General features: G+C 64.2%; 25 protein-coding genes. 8 read left to right on the top strand and 17 right to left on the bottom strand.

Annotated elements, in window-relative coordinates; translation table 11 throughout:
• Positions 1–11 precede the first annotated feature (11 nt).
• A complete protein-coding gene (locus tag WIMU1_RS09800; protein ID WP_062797551.1) occupies positions 12–926 on the bottom strand; it encodes a L,D-transpeptidase in 915 nt (304 codons plus the stop codon).
• A 241-nt stretch (positions 927–1,167) separates the two neighbouring features.
• Between WIMU1_RS09800 and WIMU1_RS09795 the strand changes: the two genes are divergently transcribed.
• A complete protein-coding gene (locus tag WIMU1_RS09795) occupies positions 1,168–1,875 on the top strand; it encodes a GAF and ANTAR domain-containing protein (protein ID WP_051722030.1) in 708 nt (235 codons plus the stop codon).
• 33 nt (positions 1,876–1,908) lie between these two features.
• On the opposite strand, the gene WIMU1_RS09790 is transcribed toward WIMU1_RS09795, so the two are convergent.
• The 6 genes from WIMU1_RS09790 to WIMU1_RS09765 all read right to left on the bottom strand — a co-directional run bounded on the left by WIMU1_RS09790 (position 1,909) and on the right by WIMU1_RS09765 (position 8,681).
• Complete coding sequence (locus WIMU1_RS09790; protein WP_062796787.1) at positions 1,909–2,760, bottom strand: alpha/beta fold hydrolase; 852 nt, start codon at positions 2,758–2,760, stop codon at positions 1,909–1,911.
• A 63-nt stretch (positions 2,761–2,823) separates the two neighbouring features.
• Entirely contained in the window at positions 2,824–3,516 is a 693-nt protein-coding gene (locus tag WIMU1_RS09785; RefSeq protein WP_062796785.1) for a TetR/AcrR family transcriptional regulator, read from the bottom strand.
• Positions 3,517–3,563: 47 nt separating this feature from the next.
• Entirely contained in the window at positions 3,564–4,277 is a 714-nt protein-coding gene (locus WIMU1_RS09780) for an ABC transporter ATP-binding protein (RefSeq protein WP_062797549.1), read from the bottom strand.
• Between the two features lie 146 nt (positions 4,278–4,423).
• Positions 4,424–5,257, bottom strand: a complete 834-nt coding sequence (locus WIMU1_RS09775; RefSeq protein ID WP_062796783.1) for an ABC transporter ATP-binding protein — start codon at positions 5,255–5,257, stop codon at positions 4,424–4,426.
• The gene (locus tag WIMU1_RS09770) at positions 5,247–7,268 is read right to left on the bottom strand and encodes an ABC transporter permease (RefSeq protein WP_062796781.1); all 2,022 of its coding nucleotides are present in this window, start codon (positions 7,266–7,268) and stop codon (positions 5,247–5,249) included. Before WIMU1_RS09770 ends, WIMU1_RS09775 begins: the two co-directional genes overlap by 11 nt.
• Positions 7,269–7,412: 144 nt before the next feature.
• Entirely contained in the window at positions 7,413–8,681 is a 1,269-nt protein-coding gene (locus WIMU1_RS09765; RefSeq protein WP_023962438.1) for an ABC transporter substrate-binding protein, read from the bottom strand.
• 318 nt (positions 8,682–8,999) lie between these two features.
• Here WIMU1_RS09765 and WIMU1_RS09760 point away from each other — a divergent pair, with 318 nt between their 5' ends.
• Entirely contained in the window at positions 9,000–9,830 is an 831-nt protein-coding gene (locus WIMU1_RS09760) for an SGNH/GDSL hydrolase family protein (protein WP_084248129.1), read from the top strand.
• Between the two features lie 31 nt (positions 9,831–9,861).
• Here the strand turns inward: WIMU1_RS09760 and WIMU1_RS09755 are convergent, their stop codons facing one another.
• Both WIMU1_RS09755 and WIMU1_RS09750 read right to left on the bottom strand, forming a co-directional pair.
• Positions 9,862–12,039: a 3-hydroxyacyl-CoA dehydrogenase NAD-binding domain-containing protein gene (locus tag WIMU1_RS09755; protein WP_030175147.1), complete on the bottom strand. Its 2,178-nt coding sequence runs from the start codon at positions 12,037–12,039 to the stop codon at positions 9,862–9,864.
• Between the two features lie 46 nt (positions 12,040–12,085).
• A complete protein-coding gene (locus WIMU1_RS09750) occupies positions 12,086–13,294 on the bottom strand; it encodes an acetyl-CoA C-acetyltransferase (protein WP_023962434.1) in 1,209 nt (402 codons plus the stop codon).
• A 158-nt stretch (positions 13,295–13,452) separates the two neighbouring features.
• Here WIMU1_RS09750 and WIMU1_RS09745 point away from each other — a divergent pair, with 158 nt between their 5' ends.
• Both WIMU1_RS09745 and WIMU1_RS09740 read left to right on the top strand, forming a co-directional pair.
• On the top strand, positions 13,453–14,697 hold the full coding sequence (locus tag WIMU1_RS09745; RefSeq protein ID WP_062796779.1) for a TetR/AcrR family transcriptional regulator: 1,245 nt from the start codon (positions 13,453–13,455) through the stop codon (positions 14,695–14,697).
• A complete protein-coding gene (locus WIMU1_RS09740; protein WP_062796777.1) occupies positions 14,694–15,647 on the top strand; it encodes an adenylate/guanylate cyclase domain-containing protein in 954 nt (317 codons plus the stop codon). Before WIMU1_RS09745 ends, WIMU1_RS09740 begins: the two co-directional genes overlap by 4 nt.
• Positions 15,648–15,676: 29 nt before the next feature.
• Here the strand turns inward: WIMU1_RS09740 and ehuA are convergent, their stop codons facing one another.
• The 8 genes from ehuA to WIMU1_RS09700 form a co-directional block, all read right to left on the bottom strand.
• The gene (gene ehuA, locus WIMU1_RS09735) at positions 15,677–16,438 is read right to left on the bottom strand and encodes an ectoine/hydroxyectoine ABC transporter ATP-binding protein EhuA (protein ID WP_062796775.1); all 762 of its coding nucleotides are present in this window, start codon (positions 16,436–16,438) and stop codon (positions 15,677–15,679) included.
• A 37-nt stretch (positions 16,439–16,475) separates the two neighbouring features.
• A complete protein-coding gene (ehuD, locus tag WIMU1_RS09730) occupies positions 16,476–17,120 on the bottom strand; it encodes an ectoine/hydroxyectoine ABC transporter permease subunit EhuD (protein ID WP_023962427.1) in 645 nt (214 codons plus the stop codon).
• The gene (gene ehuC, locus WIMU1_RS09725; RefSeq protein ID WP_062796773.1) at positions 17,117–17,848 is read right to left on the bottom strand and encodes an ectoine/hydroxyectoine ABC transporter permease subunit EhuC; all 732 of its coding nucleotides are present in this window, start codon (positions 17,846–17,848) and stop codon (positions 17,117–17,119) included. Before ehuC ends, ehuD begins: the two co-directional genes overlap by 4 nt.
• 24 nt (positions 17,849–17,872) lie before the next feature.
• The gene (gene ehuB, locus WIMU1_RS09720; protein ID WP_062796771.1) at positions 17,873–18,766 is read right to left on the bottom strand and encodes an ectoine/hydroxyectoine ABC transporter substrate-binding protein EhuB; all 894 of its coding nucleotides are present in this window, start codon (positions 18,764–18,766) and stop codon (positions 17,873–17,875) included.
• A 280-nt stretch (positions 18,767–19,046) separates the two neighbouring features.
• Positions 19,047–20,114 (bottom strand): sulfate/molybdate ABC transporter ATP-binding protein, encoded by a 1,068-nt coding sequence (locus WIMU1_RS09715; protein ID WP_062796769.1) that lies wholly within the window; start codon positions 20,112–20,114, stop codon positions 19,047–19,049.
• Positions 20,111–20,839 (bottom strand): ABC transporter permease, encoded by a 729-nt coding sequence (locus tag WIMU1_RS09710; RefSeq protein WP_169805143.1) that lies wholly within the window; start codon positions 20,837–20,839, stop codon positions 20,111–20,113. Before WIMU1_RS09710 ends, WIMU1_RS09715 begins: the two co-directional genes overlap by 4 nt.
• Positions 20,840–20,913: 74 nt before the next feature.
• Positions 20,914–21,702, bottom strand: a complete 789-nt coding sequence (gene modA / locus WIMU1_RS09705) for a molybdate ABC transporter substrate-binding protein (protein WP_062796765.1) — start codon at positions 21,700–21,702, stop codon at positions 20,914–20,916.
• Positions 21,702–22,154, bottom strand: a complete 453-nt coding sequence (locus tag WIMU1_RS09700; RefSeq protein WP_062796763.1) for a TOBE domain-containing protein — start codon at positions 22,152–22,154, stop codon at positions 21,702–21,704. Before WIMU1_RS09700 ends, modA begins: the two co-directional genes overlap by 1 nt.
• A 100-nt stretch (positions 22,155–22,254) precedes the next feature.
• Here WIMU1_RS09700 and WIMU1_RS26665 point away from each other — a divergent pair, with 100 nt between their 5' ends.
• The 4 genes from WIMU1_RS26665 (at position 22,255) to WIMU1_RS09680 (ending at position 25,175) form a co-directional block, all read left to right on the top strand.
• Complete coding sequence (locus tag WIMU1_RS26665; RefSeq protein WP_062796761.1) at positions 22,255–22,542, top strand: VOC family protein; 288 nt, start codon at positions 22,255–22,257, stop codon at positions 22,540–22,542.
• Between the two features lie 6 nt (positions 22,543–22,548).
• On the top strand, positions 22,549–23,061 hold the full coding sequence (locus tag WIMU1_RS26660; RefSeq protein ID WP_062796759.1) for a VOC family protein: 513 nt from the start codon (positions 22,549–22,551) through the stop codon (positions 23,059–23,061).
• A 279-nt stretch (positions 23,062–23,340) separates the two neighbouring features.
• On the top strand, positions 23,341–24,324 hold the full coding sequence (locus WIMU1_RS09685) for a daunorubicin resistance protein DrrA family ABC transporter ATP-binding protein (protein ID WP_023962413.1): 984 nt from the start codon (positions 23,341–23,343) through the stop codon (positions 24,322–24,324).
• Positions 24,321–25,175 (top strand): ABC transporter permease, encoded by an 855-nt coding sequence (locus tag WIMU1_RS09680; RefSeq protein ID WP_023962411.1) that lies wholly within the window; start codon positions 24,321–24,323, stop codon positions 25,173–25,175. Before WIMU1_RS09685 ends, WIMU1_RS09680 begins: the two co-directional genes overlap by 4 nt.
• The last annotated feature ends 20 nt before the right edge of the window (positions 25,176–25,195 follow it).

The raw sequence follows: 25,195 nt of genomic DNA, 5'->3' as shown, positions 1-25,195 counted from the left end.
AAGATCGGGGTCTACGGCGTGGTGAAGTCGGTGAGGCCGTCGGTGGGGTCGACGGTTCCGCCGATGGTGTTCTGCACGATGACGGGTGCGCCCTTGGGTGCGTTCTCGAAGAACCAGCGGCCGTCCTCGGTGCTCACGTTGAGGCAGCCGTGCGAAACGTTCGTGTTGCCTTGCTGTCCCACCGACCAGGGCGCAGCATGCACGAAGATGCCGCTGTTGGAGATACGCGTCGCGTACTCGACGTAGGTGCGGTAGCCGTCGGGCGAATCAACCGGCACCCCGTAGGTCGAGGAGTCCATGTACATGTCGGCGAATCGTTCCCCCACGGTGTAGACCCCGTTGGGGGTGGGGTTGTCGTTCGACCCCATCGACATCGGAATCGTGCGCACCACGTCACCGTCGACTGCCACGGTGATGGTGTGGGTGTTGTCGTCGGCAGTGGCCACCCATGACTCGCCGATCGTGAAATTCGATGTGGCACTACCGGCTTCGACAGTCACGTCGGTGCCGGCGGGCCAGAATCCCTCGGGCTTCCACCGAACCTCTTTGTGGCCCACCCAGTAGAGGTGGCCCTTCACTTCCGGACTGGTGGTGACGCGGATGGCCTTCTCGGCGGTCTTCTTGTCGTCGATGGCGTTCTGGAACCTGATCACCACGGGCTGCGCCACGCCGACGGTCTCACCGTCAGCGGGATCGAGGGACGGTGTGGAGAAGTTGGCCCGGCCGAGTGGGCGGTCTTCGCTCGGCGAGGTGCTCGGGGTGGTGCTGGGGGCCGAGGGCGTGGAAACGCCCGGAACCTCGGGGCCACCGGGCCACAGGGGGTCGGCTGCCGTGGGGGACACAGAGATGCCCACACACAGAGCAGCCCCCGCCACGGCGACCGTCAGTCGACCGAGGCCGCGACGGTTGGTTCCGTTGATCTGCATGTAATTCCTTCGGTCGATCCCCCCGCGCGCCAGAACGCCCAACATACTCGACAGCGTGTCCTTTGTTCAACGGCCGAGACCGGTTGTGAGAGTCGCCGTTCACATCGTCATCTCGCCAAGTATTCCCACGTCGCAGCTATTTGCGGGGCAGTATGATCACGTCAGTCGAGACGCGGCAATTTGACATAGGAAAGTAGGCTTTCCCTGTCGTCGGGAAACGGCATTGCGAGGATGAGGTCACATGGAGTCACAGCAGATCTACCCACCGTCCACCGCCCTGTCGGCTCAGATGGCCGACGTGGCGCGGCTTTTGCGGTCGGAGAGTAAAGACACCGAGTCCATTTTGCATGCTATCTCAAAGTCGGCCGTTGAGTCGGTTCCCGGCGCGGAGTACGCCAGCGTCACGCTCGTGACGGGCAAAGGCCAGGTCCAGACGCCCGTGATGATCGGTGACCTCGCAGGCAAGTCGGACGAGTTGCAGCAGGAACTCGGAGAAGGTCCCTGCATTCGCTCGGCCCTCAGCGAGGAAACCGTGCGCATCGACGACATGGCGACCGACTCCCGCTGGCCCGCGTTCGCCGCCGGCGCCAACGAGCTCGGCATCAAGTCGATGATCTGCTTCTGCCTCTACATCGAGAACGAAAACTTCGGCGCCCTCAATCTGCACAGTTCTACGCCGAATGCGTTCGACGACGAGTCGGTGTCGATTGGTTCACTGTTCGCCGCACACGCCGCGATCGCGTTCTCGGCCGTCCGCGAACGTGACCAGATCCGAGCCGCTCTCACCAACCGCGACATCATCGGCCAGGCCAAGGGCATGATCATGGAACGGTACGGACTCGACCCCGACGAGGCCTTCCGCCTGCTGGCACGACTGTCACAGGATGCCAACGTCAAGCTCGCGGAGATCGCCCTTCAGGTTGTCAGCGCCGGACCCGACGCCCACTGACCCAACAGCGGCGACCGGTTCCGGCGACTCGACTCACCGACCCAGGAAGTCGAGTACCGCTCCCTCGAAGGCTTTCTTCGCCTCGATCATCACCCAGTGGCCGCAGTTCGGGAAGATGTGCAGTTCGGCGTCCGGGATCAGCCGCATGGGCACCATCGACATGTCCGGAGGACTCACGCGATCGTCGCGACCCCAGGTGAGCAGGGTGGGGCAGGACACCTTGTGCATCATCGACCAGTAGGGCGGCGTGTCCGATGCGGCCATGAACTGTTGCTGCATGGCGAAAGCTGCTGAGCCGTACATCATCTGCGCGGTCTCCTGTGCGTCCGGGTTGATCGCCGCTTCCCATCGCTCCTCGATGAGCTCTTCGGTGATGAGCGCGGGGTCGTAGACCATGGCGGTCAGCCACCGCACCAGCTTGTCCCGGTCAGGCCCGTCGGTGAACTCCTGCAACAACCGCAATCCTTCGCTGGGGCTGGAGCTGAAGACGTTAGGGCCGACGCCCCCGATCGTCACGAGCTTGCTGACCCGCTCGGGCTTCTTGATGGCCAGGTTGACCCCGACCACACCACCCATGGAGTTGCCGATCACCGGCGCTGATTCGATACCGAGAGCATCCATGAACCGGATGACCGACGATCCGGCGGTGAGCACGGGGTGCCCTTTGACCGCGTCGCTGACCCCGAAGCCCGGAAACTCGAGCACGTAGCAGTGATGGGTCTCGGCGAAGACGCCGATGTTGCCGCGGTAGTTGCGCCAGCCGGTGACACCCGGTCCCGAACCGTGCAGCAGGATCAGCGGCGGACCCGACCCCGCTTCGTGGTACCGCAGTACCCCTTGGTCCGTCTGCAGTTCCCTTTTGCTCTCTTCATATGTCACGTCCACCGCTCTAGATTAGAACGTGTTCCTGTTTCGCGGGTGCGCACGGTCGGTTCTCGTCGCGCCCAGTCATCGCGTTGCGAGTGACTCGTCGATCGCATGGAGTTGGCGGACCTCCACTGAACGCAGTACCGCGAGTGACGCCGTCACCGCCAGGTCGCACGCCGCGTCGATTCCCGCGCCGGACACGATCACCGCGCGGTAGGCCACGTCCAGGCTCATCCCGAGGAGCAGCGAGGCCAGGGTGTCGGCGCTGGCCTGCACCTCCACCCCTCGTTCGGCGTAGTTGGCCCGGAGTCGTTGCGCAATCCGCGGTTCCAGGGCTGCGAAGAGCCTGCGCCCGGGGACGTTGTCGTCGGCGCGGTTGGTGAGCAGTACCCGGAAACCCTCGGGCTGCTTCCGGGCATACTCGAACAGCGACTCGACCGAATACTTTGCCCGGTCACCGTAGGCCATGGTTTCACCCTTGTCGTACGCGGCGAACATCCATGCGGTCAGCGCATCCAGCTCACGGTCGATGACTGCGTCCACGAGCCCGTCACGAGAGCCGAAGTGCGCGTAGAGCGTCACCCGCGAGGTGCCACCCCGGTCGGCGATCATGTCCATCGTTGCGCGTTCGGCGCCGACGTCCGCGATCACCGAAAGCGCGGCGTCGAGCAATTCGGAGTCGGTCGGACGGTTGCGAGTGCTGCGGGCAGCGGCTTTCGCTGCGTTCGGCTTGGCAGGAGATCCACCACGCTTCTGGCTGTTCGCCTTCGGCACTGCCCCTCCTCCACGCGAATCTGACGCAGCATCCACCGAATCGGTGTCTAGTGCGTGGCCGCGACGTCGCCGTCGACCCGGCCGAAGTATGCCGCCTCCACCTTGTCTCGTTGTCCTCGGAGCTCACTTGCGGGCCCGGACAGTGCAACCCGGCCATGGTGCAGCACTATCGCTGAGTCGGCGATCGCGAGCGCGAGGTCGATGTGCTGCTCCACCAGGACCACTGCCATGTCCTGCTCGTCGGCGATGGTGCGCAGTCGGGGCAGCAGATCTTTCACCGCGATCGGCGACAGTCCCAGGCTGAGTTCGTCGATGAGCAACACCTTCGGTCTGGCCAGGAGCGCCTTGGCCAGGGCCAGCATCTGCTGCTCCCCACCCGAGAGATTGCCGCAGCGACGACCTTTGAGGGTCTTGAGCTTCGGGAAGTACTCGAAGACGTCACTCAGCTCGGCGCCGTTCTTGCGTTTTGACAATCGGAGGTTGTCCGAGACCGTGAGCTTGTGGAACACACCACGGTTGTCCGGCACCATCGTCACCCCGCGGCGGGCGTTGCGCTCGACGCGTTTGTCCAGCGGCTGTCCGAGCGCGGTGACCTTGCCCGACAACATGGGTAGCGCACCGATCGTCGCGAGCAGGGTGGTGGTCTTTCCGGCGCCGTTGGGCCCGAGCAGCGCCAGTATCTCCCCCGCGCGCAAGCTGGCATTGAAATCGCGGACGGCCGGCACACCGCCGTACCCGACGTTGAGGCCCTCGATGGTCAGAACCGGATCACCGGATCGGGTTGTGGGGGCACGCTTGTCGGTTCCGGCTGCATGCGCCCCTGCAGGACGTGTCGCGGGAGTGTCGGGCAATGACGGGTCGGTGCCAGAAGGGTCGGTGCCCGATGGATTCGTCCCAGATGAATGTGTCACTGTGCCGTACCTTTCTGCAGTACAGGCGAAGCCGCGGACTGTCCGTTTTCGTCGATCTCCACTTCGGCCTCCACCTCGGCACTGCCCAGGTAAGCCGACACGACCTTGGGGTCGTCGCGGATCTCCTGAGGAGGACCCGCAGCGATGACCTTGCCGAAGTCGAGCACGTACAAGCGATGGCACACATCGAGGACCAGTGACATGTCGTGGTCGATGAGCAGGACACCGATTCCGCTGGCGGCGATCCGGCGCAGCTCGTTGCCGAAGTCACGACTCTCATGAGTGTCCAGACCTGCGGCCGGCTCGTCGAGGAGCACCATGCTCGTGCCTCCCACGAGCGCCCGGGCCACACCGACCAACTTCTGCTGGCCCAAAGCCAGTTCACTCGGCCGCTTGTCGGCGGCCTCGGTCAGACCCACCATCGCGAGCGCGTCGCCGATCGTGTCGGCCGGCGGCTTGGAGCCGGTGAACACGTCGGTGACGAGCGCCTTGAGTCCCGGTTTCTGCACCGCGACCGCCAGGTTCTCGGCCACGGTCAGATCGGCGAACAGCTCACCCGCCTGCCAGGTTCGGGCCATTCCCGTCCCCCGCCGCCGGTGTGGAGGGCGTCCGTCGATCCGGACGCCCGCCATCGACACCTCACCGGTCGACTTGGTGAAGCCGGTGACGGCATCGACGAAGGTGGTCTTGCCTGCGCCGTTCGGACCGATCAGTCCGACGATCTCGCCGGCACCGACCTCGAGGGTGATGTTGTCATTGGCGACGACGCCGCCGTACCGCACCGACAGATTGCGGGCCTGCAGCAGTGCGCCATGTGCTTCAGCCGACATGAGAGCTCGCTTTCGGTTCGGATGTTGCGACCGACGACGTGTCCGGTCCGGATGTGTTGTTGTTCCGGTTCTTCCCGGCCCTCGCCTTGATGTGGTCGACGGTCTCCCTGACGGCTCCGACGACGCCGACGGGGTTCAGCACCGCCATCAGCAGCAGGCTGCCGGCGGCGATGATCTGGTAGTACTGACCGAAATCGATTGTCTGGGTGAGGAACACGTATCCCACACCCAAGGGGCCGATGATGCCGGCGATGAAGGCACCCGACACCGACGTGATCCCGCCGACGTAGGTCATAGCCAACAAGGTCAGCCCGATGATCACCGTGAACGACGCCGCCGACAGCTGTCCGCGGCTGTATCCGATGAGGCATCCACCCACCCCGGCCAGGAATGCCGAGAGGGCGAAGCCGAGCAATTTCGTTGCGGCGACGTTGATTCCGACCGAGGCGGCGGCCCGCTCATTCGAACGCACGGCCAGGAAGGCGCGTCCGGTGGCGCCTGCCATGAAACGCATCACGATGAGGGTCAGCACGGTCACCACCACGAGGACCATCATCGAGAACTCGATGGTCGTGAGTTCCGAACCTTGGCGCACCGACAGGTCCCAGCCGAACAACTTCGGATCGGAGATCAGGTTTCCCTCGAACGGGGTGATCGACGGGTTGTTGAACACGAAACTCTGAATCGCCAGCGCCGCCGCCAGCGTCACCACTGCGAGCTGGGCACCGCGAATGCGCAGGGCGGGAACGCCGACGACCACTCCGAGCGCGGTGGCGATCAGCGCCGAGAGCAAGATGCTCAGCGGGAACGGAACGCCCCAGTTCGTCGTCACCTTCGACAGGGCAAACCCTGCCGAACCCGCGAACGCCATGCTCGCCAGCGAGATCTGACCGAGATAGCCGGTCAGCAACACCAGCGACAGCGCGATCAGCGACAGGATCATCGACGTCACGATTCCGAAACGCCAACTGCCGGATGTCAACAGCACCGCCGCCACCACGGCACCGATCGTCAGCACAACAGGGATCGGACGGATCTTCGGAATGAAGACCGCGGGCATCTTGGCTTCACCGAGCGAGCCACGAGACGGGATCTTGCCGCCCAGCAGGAACAGCGCGATCACCACGACGATGAACGGCACGGCGTCGCCGACACCGGTCTGTGCCCATGTCGGCCACCACTCCAGGGTGCCGGCCCACAGGATGACGGCCTGGAACGCACCGAGCACAAGGCCTGCGACACAAGCGACCCCGAACGACGTCAGCCTTCCGACGAGTGCGACGGCCAGCGCCGGGATGATGTAGAACGTGTAGCTCGTCGCATCCAAGCCGATGGTGTACGCACCGAGCACCACGATGAGACCCGAGGCCGCACCGGTGATGACCCACACGATGGCGGCGAGCCGGTCGGGCGAGTACCCCGCGAGTCGTGCCGCGAGTTCGTCTTCGGAGCCGGCGCGGGTGGCCACCCCGAAGGTGGTCAGACTGAAGTAGGCCCAGAAGAGCAGCGCGATGATTATCGCCACGACTGCGAGCAGGAGGTCGCTGAGGTTGATGACGGCTCCGGCGAGCTCGAAGGTGGTCTGCGGCAGGATCGGCAGTGCCATCAGCGATTCGGTGTCGAATCGCAGGTCCACGAGCGCCTGGAGGAACAGCATGAGGCCGACCGATGCGACGACCTGCGCCAGCACCGGGGCGCGGCGCAAAGGCCGGAATATGAGGTAGTGCGCGATCAGCGCCCACAGCGCAGCAGAGGCCACACCGATCACGATGGCGAGGACCATCGGCGTCGGACTGTCTTCACTGCCGAGGCTGATGCTCCCGATCGGGAGGACATACGTTCCGTCGGTGCGCAGTGCGGCAACCACATACACCGCCCACAGGGCGATGGAACCCTGCGCGAAGTTGATGACACCCGTGGCTGCATAGATGCCCACCAGCGATGTGGCGAACACGGAGTAGACCGACCCGACCGCCAGGCCGAGGACGACGAATTGAAGGAATTGACTCATGGGTCGTTGCCCACCTCACTGTGTGGATCTGCGTGACAAGGCGAATATGCGCGTGATCAAGGCATCAAGGCCAGGGGGTGGATCACTCGAGTGTCTCGAGCGATCCACCCCCCAGTGGTTTGTGCTGTCGTGGAGCGGGTTCGACTAGCTGGCGCCCGGGATGGCTTGCAGTGCAGCCGGGTTGGGCTGGGTCAGTCCGCCGCCGACGGGCTCGGTCTTCTTGTCACCGACCACCTCGAAGACGAACATCTCGGTGGTGCAGTTCGGCGAGGTCGCCTTGCCACAGCTGAGCTTCGGGCCCAACCAGCTCTGGTAGTCGGTCACACCCTTGAGTGCGGCGAGGATCGACGGTCCGGTGTACTCGGCCGGCTTGGCGGTGTTCAGCGTCCGGGCGAAGTCGACGAACGTCGAGAAGGTGCCGTAGGCGTAGAAGCCGCCGGAGTCGCCTGCCTCATCCACGTACTTCTTGGTGATGTCCAGGTTCTCCTGCATCTCGGCCGGGGCCGAGTCCTTTGCCGGCTCGAGCCAGATCGGCGAGTAGGTCTGGGCGCCGACAGCCTGTGCACCCATCGTCTCGATGAACTCGGTGCAGGCAGCGAGGAACATGGTGTTCTTGAAGCCGACGGACTTGAGCGACTGCGCGAGCTTGGTGCAGTTGGCATCGGTCTGCGACGTCATCAGACCACCCGCATCGGGGTTACCGGAGTTGATCGTGGATGCAAGCGCGGTGTAGTTCGGGTTGGTCGGCGAGTAGTAGACGCTCTTCACGTCCAGGCCGAGCTGCTGGCCCAGCGGCATCAGGATGCGTTCGAATGTCTGCCGCGCGGCTGCGACGTCCACATTCGCCAGCGTCAGCGAGTTCTTACCCTGCGCCTTGAGCGACTGCATCACGCCCACCAGGAAGGACGCCTGCGGCGGACCGAAGTAAACGCGGTTGTCTGCTGACGAACCGGTCACCGAATCGAACGGGATCTGGCCGACGAGTGGGATGTTCGCCGACTTGAGGATGGGAAGTGCAGCGCTGGACGCGGCGTCGTAGCCGTCGATGACCGCGGAGACACCCGCTTGCACAAGCTGATTGGCGCAACCGATGGTCGACTCGGGTGCGGACACGTCGACCGCGCAACTGGTGACCTCGATCGGATGGCCGTCGACACCGCCGAGCGAATCGTTGATGTACTTGACCGCGGCCTTCTGGCCGACCTCTACTCCTGGCTGGGTGATCGGACCGTTCGACGGATTGAGGAATCCGACCTTGATCGGAGTGCCGGTCGCCTTGGTACCGCTCTCCGACGGGGCGGCCGCAGTGGTGCCGCCTTCGTCGGACCCGCTGTCGTCGCTACAGGAGACGACGGAAAAGACACACGCCGCCGCGACAAATATTGCCGCCATCCGGCTGGTTCTCTTGCGCATTTCAATGCCTTTCCCGGCGGCATGTGGCCACGACTGACAAGCCCGGGCCAGGCCCTCCGAGTTACACGGGATGTGCGCCGGATGCGAATGCATTCGGCGTGCCCAGTCCGGGGTGTGATCTGGGCCACTCGAAAAGTAGCCCTTGCCTTACAACGGTGTCAAGGTGAATTCGGGAGCAATTCGGGAGCAGAAATAGGCCTGTTGATAAACCGCGAACCCGCCCGAAATGCCCGACTCTGAGCTATAACCGTGCAGCTTGACGCGGTGCGCGCGGAGCGGCGCACCGGAAAGAGCTGGGTCGCCACATAAAATGTCACGGTGAGTTATTCACGTTTTGTGGCCATCGGCGACAGCCAGACCGAAGGAATGTGCGACGGTGACGATGTCACCGGATACCGTGGATGGGCCGACCGGCTCGCCGAACGCCTGTCCCAGGACAATCCCGATTTCCGCTACGCCAATCTCGCTGTGCGCGGACGCCGAACGCGCCAGATCCGGGATCAGCAGCTCAACCCCGCGCTCGCGATGGAACCCGACCTGATCGCCGCACCTCTCGGCATGAACGACGTGCTTGCCAGCACCGGCCTCGCAGAGGTCCGCCGCGACCTCGACTTCATCTATCGTGAACTCGCCCGAACCTCGGCGACCGTGCTGATCTCCACCTATCCCAATATGGCCAGGACCGTTCCCATCGCGCGGCGGATCGAGTCACGACTCCTGGCGGTCAATCAGATGATGCGCGAGTTCGCCGACAGCTACGGCTTCGTTCTCGTCGACCTCGCCAGCGCCCCAGTGCTTCTCGACCCGCGGTCCTGGTCACCCGACCGGTTGCACGCGTCGCCCTTCGGTCATGATCGGTTTGCGGCCGGAGCCGCGTATGCACTGAATCTTGCTGACAGCGAACCTGATTGGGGCGCTCCCCTGCCACCACGCCCAGAGCTGACCGCAGCCCAGGTCATCGCTCGCGAAGCACTCTGGGCCCGAACGTTTTTCATTCCCTGGATCATCCGCCGCATGCGGCGCAGGTCACTCGGCGACGGATTGTCGCCCAAACGACCCGAGTTGGCCCCCGTCCACCCACCCACCGGCGGGTACGACAACGGCCCGGCCCCCTTGCGGGAACCGGGCCGTGACGAGCTGAGTCGCTGACCTGTCGGTCAGTCCTCGATCACCGGGAGCGTCAGTACTTCTCGCCCTTGGCTGCCTTGTCGACGAGCGACTGCGGCGGCTCGAAGTGCTTGCCGTACTTCGATGCCAGATCGCGTGAGCGGTCGACGAAGCCCTGCAGGCCACCCTCGTACTGGTTGATGTACTGGATCACGCCGCCGGTCCAGGCGGGGAATCCGATACCGAAGATCGAGCCGATGTTCGCATCGGCCACGGTCTCCAGCACACCCTCGTCGAAGCACTTGACGGTCTCGAGGGCCTCGGCGAAGAGCATCCGCTCCTTCATGTCCTCGAAGGGGATCTCCTTGGTGCCCGAGTTGAACGCCTCACGCAGACCCGGCCAGATGCGGACGCGCTTGCCGTTCTCGTCGTACTCGTAGAAACCCTTGCCGCCGGAGCGTCCGGGACGACCGAGGTCGTCGACCATCTTGTCCACCACGGCATTGGAACCGTGCTGGGGAACCGGCTTGCCCTCGTTGGCGAGTGCCTTCTCGGTTTCCTTGCGGATCTTCTGCGGCAGGGTGAGCGTGAGCTCGTCCATGAGCTGCAGCGGCGGAGCCGGGTATCCGGCCTGTGCGCCCGCCTGCTCGATGAACGTGGGCTCCACACCTTCGCCGACAGCAGCGATGGCCTCGTTGACGAAGGTGCCGATGACCCGCGAGGTGAAGAATCCACGGCTGTCGTTGACGACGATCGGGGTCTTGCGGATCTGCAGGGTGTAGTCGATGACCTTCGCCAGCACAGCATCAGAGGTCTTGGCGCCCTTGATGATCTCCACCAGAGGCATCTTGTCGACCGGCGAGAAGAAGTGGATTCCGATGAAGTCCTCGGACCGCTTCACACCTTCGGCGAGACTGGTGATGGGCAACGTGGAGGTGTTGGAGCCGAGGATCGCGTCGGGCTCGACGATGTCCTCGATCTCCTGGAACACCTGGTGCTTGACCTCAACCGACTCGAAGGCCGCCTCGATCACCAGGTCGACACCTTTGAAGTCGGCCGCATCGGTGGTCGGGGTGATGCGGGCGAGCAGCGCGTCGGACTTCTCCTGGGTGGTCTTCCCACGCGAGAGAGCCTTCTCCTCCAGCTTGACCGAGTAGTTCTTGCCCTTTTCGGCGGCCTCGATGTTGATGTCCTTGAGGACGACCTCGATGCCGGCCTTGGCCGAGACATACGCGATTGCCGCACCCATCATGCCGGCGCCGATGACACCGACCTTCTTGGCGGTGTACTTCTCGAAGCCCTCGGGACGCGAGGCGCCACCGTTGATGGCCTGCAGGTCGAAGAAGAACGCCTTGATCATGTTCTGTGCGACCTGACCGGTCACCAGCGACACGAAGTAGCGCGTCTCCACGATGTCCGCGGTGTCGACGTCGACGTATGCACCCTCGATCGCGGCAGCCATGATGGCACGCGGCGCCGGCATCGGGGCACCCTTGAGCTGCTTGCGCAGGAGGGCGGGCATGGCCGGGAGCATCTGGGCCAGCGACGGGCTGGTCGGTGAGCCACCGGGCATCTTGTAGCCCTTTGTGTCCCACGGCTGTGCCGCTTCGGGATTCGCCGAGATCCACGCCTTCGCAGCGGGGATCAGTTCGTCGACCGAACCGACGACCTCATCCACGAGACCGGTTTCCTTCGCCTTGGTGGCGTTGAAACTCGGGCCCTGCAGCAGCACGTTCATCAACGCGTTCTGGAGGCCGAGGAGACGAACCGTACGGACCACGCCGCCGCCGCCGGGCAGCAGACCCAGGGTGACCTCGGGCAGACCGATCTTGATGCCCTTGACGTCGGCAGCGATGCGGTAGTGGGTGTGCAGCGCGATCTCGAGGCCGCCACCGAGTGCGGCACCGTTGATGGCCGCGACCACGGGCTTGCCGAGGGTCTCGAGCCGGCGCAGCACCGCCTTCATCCCGTTGGTGTGGTTGGTGATCTGGGTGGCCAGCTCAGCCTTGTCCGTGCCCTTACGGTCGGACGTCATGTCCTTGAGGTCGCCGCCGGCGAAGAAGGTCTTCTTCGCCGAGGTCAGCACAACACCGGTGATGTTGTCTTTTTCGGCCTCGAGCCGGTCGACGGTCGCGGCCATCGACGAGGTGTAGAGGTCGTTCATCGTGTTGGCGCCCTGGTTCGGGTCGTCCATGGTGAGCACAACGACGCCGTCGCCGTCCTGCTCCCAGCCGATCATGTTGTCAGTCATAGGTATTCAAAGCTCTTTCTGGCGAAGGGGGAAGAAGTCCGGGAGGTCAGACACGCTCGATGATGGTGGCAACACCCATGCCGCCACCGATGCACAAGGTGATCAGGCCGTAGCGGCCGCCGGTGCGCTCGAGCTCGTCGAGCACGGTGCCCACCAGCATTGCGCCGGTTGCGCCGAGCGGGTGGCCCATCGCGATGGCACCGCCGTTGACGTTGGTCTTCTCGTGCGGGATCTTCAGATCCTTGAGCCACTTCATGACAACCGAGGCGAACGCCTCGTTCAGCTCGAACACGTCGATGTCCTCGACGGTGAGTCCGGCCTTCTTGAGTACCAGCTCGGTGGCCGGGGTGGGTCCGGTGAGCATGATCGTGGGGTCGCTGCCGGTCTGTGCGGTGGCCACGACGCGGGCCCGCGGGGTGAGGCCGGCGCGCTTGCCTGCCTCTTCGCTGCCGACCAGCACCAGAGCTGAACCGTCGACGATGCCGGACGAGTTGCCGCCGGTGTGAACGTGATTGATCTTCTCCACGTTGACGTACTTCTGCAGCGCCACGTCATCGAAGCCGGTCATCGCGGCCAGGCCCTCGAAGGCCGACTTCAGCTTGCCCAGGCTCTCGACAGTGCTGCCGGGACGACGGTGCTCGTCGTGGTCGAGCAGCGTGACGCCGTTGATGTCCTTGACCGGCACGACCGACTTGGCGAAGTATCCGCCCGACCATGCGGCCTCGGCGCGCGCCTGCGACTCGGCGGCGTACGCGTCGACGTCTTCACGGGAGAAACCTTCGATGGTGGCGATCAGGTCTGCGCCGATGCCCTGCGGGGCGATGTAGAGGTCGTAGGCCGTGGCGGGGTCGGTGAACATCGCGCCACCGTCACTGCCCATGGGCACGCGCGACATGGACTCGACGCCGCCGGCGATGACCAGGTTGTCCCAGCCCGACGCGACCTTCTGGGCCGCGAGGTTGGTGGCTTCGAGGCCGGAGGCGCAGAAGCGGTTGATCTGGGTGCCCGGCACGGTGTCCGGCAGTCCTGCCACGAGGGCGGCGGTACGCGGGATGACCGCACCCTGCTCGCCGACGGGGGAAACCACACCGAGGATCACGTCGTCGATGTCGGCGGGATCCATGTCCGGGAAGCGGACCTTGAGTTCGTTGATGAGGCCGACGATGAGGTCGACGGGCTTCACGCTGTGCAGCGAGCCCTTACGCTGCTTGCCACGAGGCGTACGAATGGCCTCGTAGATGTATGCATCAGTCACGCTGAGGTTTCCTTTCAAATGAACTGCGATGTTCGCGGGCGCTCGCCTCGCTGATATTCCTCCAGCTACATGAGGCTAACGCGCTGTAACTTATTTGACCATACCCCGAGTACAGAGCAGCATTCAATAGCGCCTTCATGAGCTAGGGTGGATTCACAATGTCCACCAACCCCGACGTCACACCCGTCTCGCGCCCCCAGCGCCAGAGTCGGCCCGCCGATCGCAAGCGCCAGCTGGTCGACCGCGCGGCCGAACTGTTCCTGGCGCGCGGGTACGACCACGTCTCGGTGGCGGACATCGCCAAGGCCGCGGGCGTCACGGGCCCCTCCATCTACCGTCATTTCGCCGACAAACAGGCGATCCTGTTCGCCGCGGTGATGTCGGGCGTCGAGGACATCGAGCAATGCACCGACACCGCCCTCTCGCCTGCGGCGGACGGCCAAATCCCGATCGGCAAGGCCATCGAGAAGCTGTGTGCACTCGGGGTCACCAATCCGAACTCGGCAGCGCTCTGGCGTTGGTCCACCGCCCACCTGTCCCCAGAGCAGAACGACGAGGTAGCCCGGCGCACCCGCACCGTGCTGCACCGGTGGTCGGGGGCGGTCTTCGGTCACCGCACCGACCTGTCCCCCCGTGATGTCGACCAACTGGCGTGGACCATCCTCAGCGTCAACGGCAGTGTGTCCGTACACCGCACCCGCATCTCGAACTCACGCGCCATCGCACGTCTGGTGACGCTGGTCGGCCGGGTGGTGGAGATGACCCCCGATCACGCGGCCGCCATCGCACCTCCGCCTGCGGGTCTCGCCGAGCCCGCCGGCCGGCGCGACGAGATCCTCGACGCGGCCGCCGAACTGTTCCAGCGGCGCGGATTCGCCACCGTGGGTGTCGACGAGATCGGCGAGGCCGTGGGTATCACCGGCCCCAGTGTCTACAAGCACTTTCCGAGCAAACAAGCGATCCTGATCGCGATCAGCCAGCGCAGCGCCAACCGCCTCGAGGCCAGCGCGATCGCCGCGTACTCGGTGGCCGACAACCCCGCAGCCCTGCTGTCCCTGCTCGTCGACTCCTACATCCAGGTCCTCACGTCCACTCCGGACCTGTCGGTCTCGTTCAACAGCCGCAGCGTCCTCGAAGGTTTCGACAATGGCGAACTCATCCTCTACCAACGCCGGTACGTGGCACGATGGGTGAACCTGGTCGAGCAGATCGAGACCGACCTTCCAGGCCCGGAGGCCGCACTGACCGTGCACGCAGCACTGACCATCGCCAATGACGCCATGCGCTTGCGTCGCAACTGGACTCGGCCCGAGATGCCTGCGTTGCTCGCGTACCTGATGAAAGGCGTACTGGGCCTGCCCGTGGTTCCGGCAACCGATCCCTCTCGGACGCCGATGTCATGACCGACGAGTCGGATGTCTCCGCTGAAGCGATCGAATCGCTGCTACTCGGCGGCAAGCGACTGTTCACCCGTGAAGACGTCACCGCCGCACTCAACATCCCGACCGAGTTCGCCGACCGGGTGTGGACCGCTTTCGGGTTCGCGATGGACAAGACCGACGAACCCCTCTTCACCGCCGACGACGTCCAGGCCTTGCAACTCGTCCATGGCCTCGACGAGGCACAGCCCGAGGAGTTCGAGATCGGGATGGCACGTGCTCTCGGCCAGACGATGTCGCGGCTGGCCGAATGGCAGGCACACCACATCGCTGAGCGGATGCGGGCCGCCGACAGTCCGGACCTCGCCCAGATGCTCCAGGCTGTCCAGCGGGTGCAAATCCTGATCTGGCGCCGCCACCTGTCGGCCGCACTGCAGAATGCGCTCTCGATGAGTGAGGGCGAAAATCGCACCATGGCAATCGGTTTCGTCGACATCGTCGGCTACACCAGTCTCTCACGCAAGATCGGGATGGAAGAACTCGACGATCTCCTCGAGACGTTCGAGACGAACGCGTTCGAGGTGGTCAACTCGCGCGGTGGTCACGTGGTCAAGACACTCGGCGATGCGGTGATGTTCTCCACCGAGGATCCGGTTGCGGGCGCCGAGATCGCCATTGCGTTGCAACACCTCTCGGCCGAACACGGCCTGCCTCCGCTGCGGGTGGGTGTTGCGCTCGGAACCGTGTTGACGCGACTCGGCGACGTCTTCGGCGAACCCGTGAACATCGCCGCTCGCCTCACCAGCTCGGCGCGCCCGGGCACAGTACTCACCGACACGACGTTTGCGAATGCGGTCGATGACGAGCGGTTCTTCTTCAAGTCCGTCGGCCCGCTCAATGTGCGGGGCTACAAGCGATTACGTGCGCGCAGCCTGGAACCGAACCGGAAACCGGCGAACGCCACCGACTCCTGACCGTTCGACGGTTCGCGACGTCGCGGCCTTCACTTGGACAGGACTGCCTTGAGGAACGTCTTGGTACGTTCCTGCTGGGGGTTGGTGAAGATGTCGACCGGGTCGCCTTCTTCCACGATCTTGCCCGCGTCGAACACCAGGACGCGATCGGCCACATCGCGGGCGAAACCCATCTCATGGGTCACGATCAACATCGTGATCTCCGTCGTCTCGGCGATCGTGCGCAAGACCCCGAGCACATCGGCCACCAGTTCGGGATCGAGCGCCGAGGTCACCTCGTCGAGCAGCAAGACGTCGGGGTCCATGGCCAGTGCCCGCGCGATCGCCACGCGCTGCTGCTGCCCGCCGGAAAGCTTTGTCGGGTGGGCGTTCTCCTTGTCCGACAGTCCTACGGTCTCGAGCAGCTCGCGCGCCCTGCTCGTCGCTTCCGATTTGCTCAGGCCCAGCACATGGATCGGGGCCTCGGTGATGTTCTGCAGCACAGTCATGTTGGGGAACAGATTGAAATGCTGGAACACCATGCCGATCTTGGCGCGCACCACACGCAGGTGCTTCTCGGACGCACGAACCAGTTTGTCCCCCTTGTATTGGTGGGTCAACGGTGCGCCGTCGACCCAGATCACTCCGCCGTCCAGCGTCTCCAGCGTCATCAGCAACCTGAGGATGGTCGTTTTGCCAGAGCCGCTGGGGCCGATCAGGGCCACCCGTTCGCCCCGGGTGACCCGGAAGTCCAGATGGTCGAGCACCACATGGTCGCCGTACTTCTTGACGACCTTGTCGAACAGGATCATCGGTGTGTTGTTGTCGCGCGCCGAGCCCGACGTGCCCTCAGTAGGCAAGGTGCTTCTCCAGTCTTCTGATCAGGACGGATGTGGGGTAACTGGCGATGAGGAAGATGACCCCGGCCATGGTGATCGGTTCGAGGTACTGAAAGGTCTTGGCGCCGTACTGCTGCGCCGCGGTGACCATCTCGACCACGGTGATGGCGAAGAGGAACGGGGTGTCCTTGAACATCGAGATCGCGTAGTTCCCCAGTGCGGGAGTGGTCTTGCGGATTGCCTGTGGAAGCACCACAGCCCGCCACTTGCGCACCGTCGGCAGCGACAGTGCGTGCGCTGCCTCCCACTGGCCCGGTGGTACCGCGTCGATGCCGGCGCGATAGACCTCGGCCATGTAGGTGGAGTAGTGGATACCGAGTACAACGATGCCGATCTGCAACGCCGAGAACTGCGGCAGCAGGTAGTAGGCGAACAGCAGTTGCACCACGAGTGGCGTGAGCCGGATGAACTCGGTGACCATGCGCAATGGAACCGTCACCGCTTTGGGAGCACTGTGCCGCACCACCGCAACGGCCAATCCCAGCACCGCTGCGATCAGGAAGCCCAGCACGGTGGCCAGCAACGTGATCCGGAACCCTTCGAGCAGCACCGGCAGCGAGTCGAACGCCCGTTCCCAGCTCCACTGCGCATTCATCGGCCCACCCCGATGCTCTCGCCGGGCCGCTCAGGGCGCAGCCGCAGGACCTCGCGCATCGATGGCCCCGCTCCGAGACGCGACTTCGCGCGGACCTCCAGCAGGTTCATCACCAGCGTCAGCACGTAGGCGATGCAGAAGTACAGAACCAGACCGATCCCGAACGCGAACACCGTGTCGCCGGTCCCTCGTCGGAGCTGCTCGATCTGATACGTGAGATCTTGCAGCAGAACGAAACTGGCCAGCGCACTGCCTTTCAGCAACTGGATCAGCAGGTTGTTCAGCGGCGGCAACATCTGCACCCAGGCCTGCGGAAAAATGATGCGGTGCAGCCGCTGCCACGGTGAGAAGTTGAGCGCAACAGCGCCTTCCCACTGGGTGGCAGGTACCGCCGCAATGGATCCACGGACCACTTCGGCGCCGTACGCGCCGTAGTTCAGGCCCAAGGCGAGAATCCCACAGAACATCGCTTCGAGCTGGAATCCGAGCAGGGGCAACACGTAGAAGAGCCAGAACAACTGGACCAGTAGAGAAGTGCCTCGAAAGAACTCCACAATGGTGCGGGAGACACCCCTGACCAGCACGTACTTGTTTCCCGCAGCGAGACCGAGCAGGAGGGCGAGTACAAAGGCAAGCGCAGCGCCGCCGAGCGTCAGGTAGATCGTCGTGAGGATGCCTTCCTGGATGCGAGGCCATGCATCCAGGAAGGTGTCGAAGTTCTCACCCACGGAGGGTTACCGCTCCGGCCGGGATCAAACGCCCTCACACAGTTGGGCAGTGGTCAGGTTGGGATCGGGCAGTTCTTCTTCTGTGAAGCCGAACTCGCCGACCAGATCCAGATACTTCTGCGGATCCGACGTGATCTTCGCCAACTCGGTGTTGTACGCCTCGAGCAACTCTTTGTCATCGGTGCGGAACACCGTGGCACCGGCACCCACCTGTGGCTTTCCATCGATGTTCGCCACGAAGGACTCGGTGACGTCAACCGGCGCGCCCGGGTTGTTGGTCTTCATCCAGTTGAGTGAGATGGCGGTCAGCGCAAAGACGTCCGCCCGGCCCGACATGACGGCATCCATTCCGTCCTGCGGCGTGGCCACCTGCGTGCTCTCGATTCCCAGGGACTCGGCGTAATCCGACTCGACCGCACCGGTCATGGTGGCCAATCGGGCGCCGCTGTCTTTCACCGACTGCATGTCTTTGAGCCCCTTGGGATTGCCCTGCGTGACCATCAATGCGGTGGTGTAGTTGAATTCGGGGTCACCGAACGCGGCCTGCTCGCAGCGCTGCGGCAAGATCGACATACCGGCGCTCACGACATCAAACCGATTGGCCTGCAATCCAGGTATGAGAGAACCGAAATCAGCGTTCACACCCTCGACGGTCTCGATACCCAGGTTCCCGAAGATCTCTCGGTGCAGTGCCACCGTGGCACCGGTCAGATTGCCGTCCTGCTCGAACGAGTAAGGCGCCTCACCCGCGAACCCCACGGTGACAACACCCTTGTCCTTGAGTTCTTGCAGGTGGTTCGAGTCGTCACCGGAATCGGTCGACGTGCACGCCGCCATGGTTCCCGCAGTGAGGGTGACCACGGCGAATGTGATTGCACACCTGCTGGTTACACGCTTGCTCAACACGTTCAATGCCATCTGTCTGGCCTTCCGCTCACTGTCGGGTGCGCAGACAGGCAGCCGCCGACACGCAGGTACCCTCCCCGCCGACGAACGCCATGCCACCCACCCGACTACTGCAGTCTCATCGTTCTCTCCGGTTGGGTGAACGTAACACCTTTCGATGCATCACCGATGAGTGTCGGAATATTCTGATGCCCGAGAATCGGGGTGGGCGCATCCCGGCCATCGGCAAGCGACCACCGAAAACTGAAGCTGCAAGAAGACAATTCATTACCAATGCGAACGAGTGAGAGTGTCAGTGCCGACTCTCGTACACGGTCACTTCACTCGCCTTGATCACCAGGAACACCTCATCGTCGGCAACAAGTCCCAGCTCGGTGACGGCCGACCAGGTCACGGTCGCGGTGAGGATCGTTCCATCAGCAACCCGGGCGTCGATCCGTGCGAGATCGCCCTGCGGAACAAGTTGCACAACAACGGCCTTCACGGCGTTGCGCGGGCTGCCGCTGGGCCGCTCCCGATAGACGGCGACAGCGCGCGGCGAAAAGGCCGCCATCACAGCACTTTCCGGCGCAATCGGCGCATCGAGCAATCCGGAGACCGCAAAGCCGGCGGCTTCCAGGACGTCACCGTTCCAGACTCCGCTCACCAGATTGAGTCCGGCGAGTTGCGCCGAGAACTGGTTGATCGGGCTGGCCAGCAAGTCACGGACCGGGCCACGCGCCACGATCCGGCCCTCGGCCAAGATGACCGCCGAGTCAGCGAGCGTCACGGCGTCAGCGACGTCGTGGGTCACCAACACCGTGATCCGCGCGCGGTCCGCGAGAATCTGTCGGAGCATCGACCGGATGCGGTGGACCACATCTACATCGAGTGCACTGAACGGCTCGTCGAGCAGCAGCACCGACGGCTCGGTGGCAAGCGCGCGCGCCAGCGACACCCGCTGCGACTGACCTCCGGACAGTTGCGCCGGCTTGCGATCCGCGAGTTCGGTGGCGCCGACGGCGTCGAGCCACTTGTCGGTGCGAGCCCTGATCTGAGCTCTTGGCAGGCGCCTCGCCGACGGTCCGAACGCCACGTTCTGCCTCACGGTGAGGTGTGGGAACAACAGTCCCTGCTGCGTCAGCATCGACACGTCGCGTCGGTGTGGAGGCATGAAAGTGCTGTTGCCGAACAATTCTCGCGATCCCAGGGCTATTCGTCCGGCACCCGGCCTCGACAATCCGGCCAGCAGATTCATCAGTGTGCTCTTGCCGGCACCGTTGGGGCCCATGACGGCGACGGTATGCCCCTGCGGAACAGTCAGTTCGACGTCGATGGCCGGCAGCTCATTGCGCAGCGACGCGACCAGATCGCCTGTCACAGCACAGCCGTCCGCCGCGAATCGCGCACGTGCACGGCCACCACGACGAGCAACGCGACCACGACGAGGACCACGGAGAGCGGAAGCGCCTGTTCCGGTTCACTGATCGACTCAACGTAGATCGCCAACGGCGCAGTCTGGGTGACACCCTGGAGATTGCCCGCAAACGTGATCGTCGCGCCGAACTCGCCGAGCGCACGGGCGAACGCCAGCACCATTCCGGAGAGCAGCGCCGGAAACACCAGTGGCATTGTCACTTTCCACAGGGTGCGGGTGGGCGACGCCCCGAGCGTGGCCGCCACCTGTTCGTATCGCGCCCCGACGGTGCGCAGCGCTCCCTCCAGACTGATGACAAGAAAGGGAAGTGCCACGAAGGTCTGCGCCAGCACCACTGCCGAGGTGGTGAATGCGATGTCGATTCCGATGGCCGAAAGATGTTCGCCCACCAAGCCGAACTTCCCGAAGGCGTAGAGGAGACCGATTCCCCCGACCACCGGCGGCAGGACCAGAGGCAGCAGCACCACCGAACGCACCACGCGCACGGTGCTGCCACCGCGCCGCGCGAACACGATCGACATCGGAACGCCCAGAAGGATGCACAGGACGGTACTGATCGCGGCCGTCTGCACGCTCAACGCCAGTGCGTCCACGGATGATTCGGACGTGATGTTGTCCCAGAAGTCTTCCCAGGGAGTGTTCACCGCCAATGCGATGGGCGGCAGCATCACCAGTGCGATACCGAGGGCGGCCGGCACGTACAACCATGCCGGAACGGCCTTGAGACCGGATTGCGAAGCCTTCACGTCGCCGGCCCGAAGCCCATTCGCTCGAGTACCGCCGCCCCCTGCGCACCCGTGACCATGTCGACGAATTGCTGTGCCAGAGGTGCGTTCTCCGACTCGGCTACTGTCCCGATGGGATATGCGTTGACCACCGCGGCAAGGGCGGGGTCGGCGACGGTGGTGACCGAGTCACCCGCGCCGACGGCGTCGGTGACGTACACCAATCCCGCGTCGGCCTGCCCCGTCTGGACCTTGCTGAGTACCCCGGTCACCGCCGTTTCCTCACTCACCGGCTTGATGTCGATACCGGTGTTCTTCTCGACCAGGGCGGCGGCGCTGCCACAGGGCACACTCACCGAGCAGATGACAGTCGTGACACCGTCTTTCGTCACGTCGGCCAGGGTACGGATGTTCTTTGGATTCCCCGGGGCGGTGACGATGGTGAGCACATTGGTGGCAAAGATCTGCGGATCAGCCACCTTCTCGCCCAGTTTCGCCATGCTCTTCTCGTCGGCCGTGGCCACGACGTCTGCGTCGGCGCCCTGTTCGATCTGCGTGACAAGCGCCTGGGAGCCGTCGAAGTTCAGGGAGACGTCGACGCCGCCGTGCGTCTCGGAGAACTCGTCGGCCAATGCCGTGAAGCTGTTCTTCAACGAGGCTGCGGCGAACACGGTGAGGCCGGCTTCGTCGTCTTGTCCGCCTTCTGTGCCGCTGGTCGAGCACCCTGCGAGCACCAGGGCGGCAGCGAACACCACACCGAGCGACTCGGAGAGTCGAACCGATGTCGTGGATCTCCGCCGGCCCATCACCTGCTCCTGGTCTCGACGATGACCGTGGTGGCCTTGACCACCGCTGTCGCGACCTCCCCGGGCCGTAGCCCGAGTTCGTTCACGGCGTCGGTGCTCATTAACGAGGTCACCTCGAACGGGCCGCACTGCAAGGTCACCTGGCTCATCACCGGGTCGGAGCGCACGTCGGTGACCAGGCCCACGAATCGGTTACGGGCCGAACGCGCCACCGGTGCATCGGTCGACACGACGCCGGGTGCCCGGTCGCGCGCGACCTTGGCCAGGTCGGCCCCGTCGACCACCTGACGGCCGCTGCCGTCGACATGGGCGGGGAGCTGTCCCCCGCTGATCATCCGGCGCACCGTGTCGTCGCTGAGGCCGAGGAGTTCTGCCGCCTGTCGAATCTTGAGATCGCCCACCTGACGATGGTGCGCCGCATGTGCGGCGCTGTCAATCGAGTATAGCCGCATCTGCGGCGTGCGAGCCGGTTCGGCGTTGCCGCGATGAGTTCTCGCGGCGCCGGGTGTCTACCTTCCCGAGATCTTTTTCGATACTTCAGAGGAGCCAAAAATGCCAGTTCCCACCCACTCCGACGGCGTTGCGGTCTGGTTCGACCTGTCGAGTACCGACCCCGGCGCTGCCGCGGACTTCTACGGCCGACTGTTCGGCTGGGACCACACCGAGATGGACGAGCGCTTCGGCGGGTATTCGCAGTTCACCCACAAGGGCAAGCTGATTGCCGGCCTCGGTCCGAAACCAGATCCGGGAATGCCGGACTTCTGGTGCACCTACTTCCAGACCTCCGACATCGAGGCGACCGTCAAAACCGTCGCCGCTTCGGGTGGCAGCGTGTTCTAAGACCCGATGGAGATACCGGAGCAGGGCACCATGGCGATCGTGATGGATCCGGGCGGTGATCCCGAGACAGGCGCAAACCCGCACGGCGCGGTGTTCGGACTGTGGCAACCAGGTCAGCACACCGGATTCGAACTGCACATGGAAGCCGGTGCCGCAACGTATTTCGAGCTGCAGACCACCGGCTACCCACGAGCCGTCGAGTTCTACGGCGAGGTGCTCGGCAATCCCGTCGTCAGCCTCGGGGACACGGACGAGTTCCGCTACAGCCAGCTGAGTCTTCCCGACAGGGCGCCGGGCGAAGGCTATGCCGGAATCATGGACGCCTCCGGTTACCTGCCGTCCGAGGTCCCATCGCACTGGGCCATCTACATCGGCACCGACAACGTCGACGCAACCGTTGCCGAGGCCGTCGAACTCGGTGGGGCTGTCGTGGCAGCGCCCGAGGACACCCCGTACGGGCGCCTCGCCACGATCGGCGATCCGTTCGGGGCAATGATCAAACTGCAGCAGGTCGCTTGAACCGACTGCCGCGTGCGGGCCTCGGCGATGAAGTCCGACACAGGGCGACGGAAAGCCGCCGTCGCAGACGAATACAAGATGAACAGACCGCCGGGGGGACGAGCCCTTGACTTCAAGCGCACTTGAACATGAACCATCAGATCAGCTGATCAGGACAGAAGACCACCGGAAGCCGGATTTGTCCGATTCGGCATCCATCCACCAGAGGAGTGTTCCGTGACCCAGCTCGGCGATAAAAGCGCTGGCCCGATGTCAGAGTCGGTCGATACGGTTACCCGCATGACAACTGCCACGGGGGCCACCGACCTGGCGATCGAAGCCATCGACCTGGTCAAAGAATTCGACGGCGTCCGCGCTGTCGACGGAGTTAGTTTTTCGGTTCCACCGGGGTCCGTCCTGGGACTGCTCGGGCCCAACGGCGCGGGCAAGACCACCACGGTCCGCATGATGACAACACTGAGTCAGCCGACGTCGGGCACTGCTCGCATCGCCGGATATGACGTACGGGAGAACCCGGATCTCGTCCGCAGCAACATGGGCCTCACCGGTCAGGCTGCGACGGTCGACGAATTGCTCACCGGCCGAGAGAACCTGTGGATGATCGGCAGCCTCTACGGTCTTCCCCGTAAGGACGTACGCCGGTCCGGCGACCAACTGCTCGAGCAGTTCTCGCTGACCGACGCTGCGGACCGCGTGGTCAAGACCTACTCGGGAGGTATGCGCCGTCGGCTCGACCTCGCGGTCAGCCTCCTGGCCTCGCCGCCGGTGCTCTTCCTGGACGAGCCCACCACCGGCCTCGACCCGCGCAGCCGCCAGGAACTCTGGGACGTGCTGCGATCGCTGGTGAATGACGGAACCACGCTGCTGCTCACCACGCAGTATCTCGAAGAGGCCGACCAGCTCGCCGACGACATCGTTGTCATCGACAGGGGCAAGATCATTGCCGCCGGCACGCCACTACAACTCAAGGAACAAGCCGGGCAGGCCAGTCTGGTCATCACGGTCTCGCATGCCGACGATCTCGAAGAAGCCACCCGGTTGCTGCGCGAGAACAGCGGCGAGGTGTTCGTCGAGGAGTCCGCACGCCAGCTCACCGCGAGCGCCGATGGACTCGCCGACCTGACCCGGATCGCCGGGATCTTCGAACGCAGTGAGATCGCAGTCGACGACATCGGACTCACCCGTCCGAGCCTGGACGACGTCTTCCTCTCCCTCACCGGACACCGCGCAGAGGACGCCGACAACGAGGAGAACAAGTCATGACCACCACCACGTCACCGGCCGACACCGGCCGCTCCACCCCGAAATCCGCTGCAGGCCGGCCTGATCTGGTCCGAGAATCTCTGGTCATGGTGCGGCGCAACCTGTTACACACCAAGCGCCAGCCAGAGATGCTGTCCGACGTCACGGTGCAGCCGATCATGTTCGTGCTGTTGTTCGCGTACGTGTTCGGTGCGTCGATCAGTCCTGGCTCCGGATTCGACTACAAAGAGTGGCTGTTGCCCGGGATCATGGGCCAGACCATTGCCTTCTCTGCGTTCATCGTCGCGCTTGGTCTCACCAACGATCTGGAGAAGGGCATCATCGACCGCTTCCGGTCGTTGCCGATGGCACGGTCGTCCGTTCTGGTCGGACGTTCGGTCGCAGCGCTGATCCACTCGTCGATCGGCATCGTGGTCATGGCCATCACGGGTCTGCTCATCGGATGGCGCATCCACGAAGGCATCGCCAAGGCCGCGTTGGCTTTTGCTCTGGTGCTGGTGTTCGGGTTCGCCATGATCTGGTTCGGCATCCTGATCGGTTCGGTGATGCGGTCGCCAGAAGCGGTCAACGGCGTGATGTTCACCTTGCTGTTCCCGATTACGTTCTTGTCCAACGCTTTTGTGCCCACAGAGCCCATGCCCACCTGGTTGCGCACCATCGCGGAGTGGAACCCGATCTCGTCACTCGTCCAGGCGATGCGCGAATTGTGGGGCAATGGACCGGCGGCGCCGGCCGATGCCCCGTGGCCACTTCAGAACCCGGAACTCTCCACGGTCCTCTGGTCGGTGGCACTCACGCTGATCTTCGCGCCGTTCGCGTTGCGCGCTTACCGCAAGCGCACCACGGACTGACAACACGCTGTAAGTACATC

The sequence above is a fragment of the Williamsia muralis NBRC 105860 genome (genome assembly GCF_001598915.1).
GTDB classification, from domain to species: domain Bacteria; phylum Actinomycetota; class Actinomycetes; order Mycobacteriales; family Mycobacteriaceae; genus Williamsia; species Williamsia muralis.
The sequence above is the reverse complement of the archived record's forward strand: the minus strand, read 5'-3'. Positions and strand labels throughout refer to the sequence as shown.

Bases quoted from the DNA above. Each gene is read 5' to 3' on its own strand.
- WIMU1_RS09685 (WP_023962413.1), top strand. From the start codon at position 23,341: ATGACAACTGCCACGGGGGCCACCGACCTGGCGATCGAAGCCATCGAC.
- WIMU1_RS09700 (WP_062796763.1), bottom strand. From the start codon at position 22,154: ATGCGGCTATACTCGATTGACAGCGCCGCACATGCGGCGCACCATCGT.
- WIMU1_RS09755 (WP_030175147.1), bottom strand. From the start codon at position 12,039: ATGACTGACAACATGATCGGCTGGGAGCAGGACGGCGACGGCGTCGTT.
- WIMU1_RS09795 (WP_051722030.1), top strand. From the start codon at position 1,168: ATGGAGTCACAGCAGATCTACCCACCGTCCACCGCCCTGTCGGCTCAG.
- WIMU1_RS09680 (WP_023962411.1), top strand. From the start codon at position 24,321: ATGACCACCACCACGTCACCGGCCGACACCGGCCGCTCCACCCCGAAA.
- WIMU1_RS26660 (WP_062796759.1), top strand. From the start codon at position 22,549: ATGGAGATACCGGAGCAGGGCACCATGGCGATCGTGATGGATCCGGGC.
- modA (WP_062796765.1), bottom strand. From the start codon at position 21,702: ATGGGCCGGCGGAGATCCACGACATCGGTTCGACTCTCCGAGTCGCTC.
- ehuB (WP_062796771.1), bottom strand. From the start codon at position 18,766: ATGGCATTGAACGTGTTGAGCAAGCGTGTAACCAGCAGGTGTGCAATC.
- WIMU1_RS09740 (WP_062796777.1), top strand. From the start codon at position 14,694: ATGACCGACGAGTCGGATGTCTCCGCTGAAGCGATCGAATCGCTGCTA.
- WIMU1_RS09710 (WP_169805143.1), bottom strand. From the start codon at position 20,839: ATGCTGCCGCCCATCGCATTGGCGGTGAACACTCCCTGGGAAGACTTC.
- ehuD (WP_023962427.1), bottom strand. From the start codon at position 17,120: ATGAATGCGCAGTGGAGCTGGGAACGGGCGTTCGACTCGCTGCCGGTG.
- WIMU1_RS09775 (WP_062796783.1), bottom strand. From the start codon at position 5,257: ATGTCGGCTGAAGCACATGGCGCACTGCTGCAGGCCCGCAATCTGTCG.
- WIMU1_RS26665 (WP_062796761.1), top strand. From the start codon at position 22,255: ATGCCAGTTCCCACCCACTCCGACGGCGTTGCGGTCTGGTTCGACCTG.
- ehuA (WP_062796775.1), bottom strand. From the start codon at position 16,438: ATGATCCTGTTCGACAAGGTCGTCAAGAAGTACGGCGACCATGTGGTG.
- WIMU1_RS09745 (WP_062796779.1), top strand. From the start codon at position 13,453: ATGTCCACCAACCCCGACGTCACACCCGTCTCGCGCCCCCAGCGCCAG.
- WIMU1_RS09770 (WP_062796781.1), bottom strand. From the start codon at position 7,268: ATGAGTCAATTCCTTCAATTCGTCGTCCTCGGCCTGGCGGTCGGGTCG.
- WIMU1_RS09800 (WP_062797551.1), bottom strand. From the start codon at position 926: ATGCAGATCAACGGAACCAACCGTCGCGGCCTCGGTCGACTGACGGTC.
- WIMU1_RS09765 (WP_023962438.1), bottom strand. From the start codon at position 8,681: ATGCGCAAGAGAACCAGCCGGATGGCGGCAATATTTGTCGCGGCGGCG.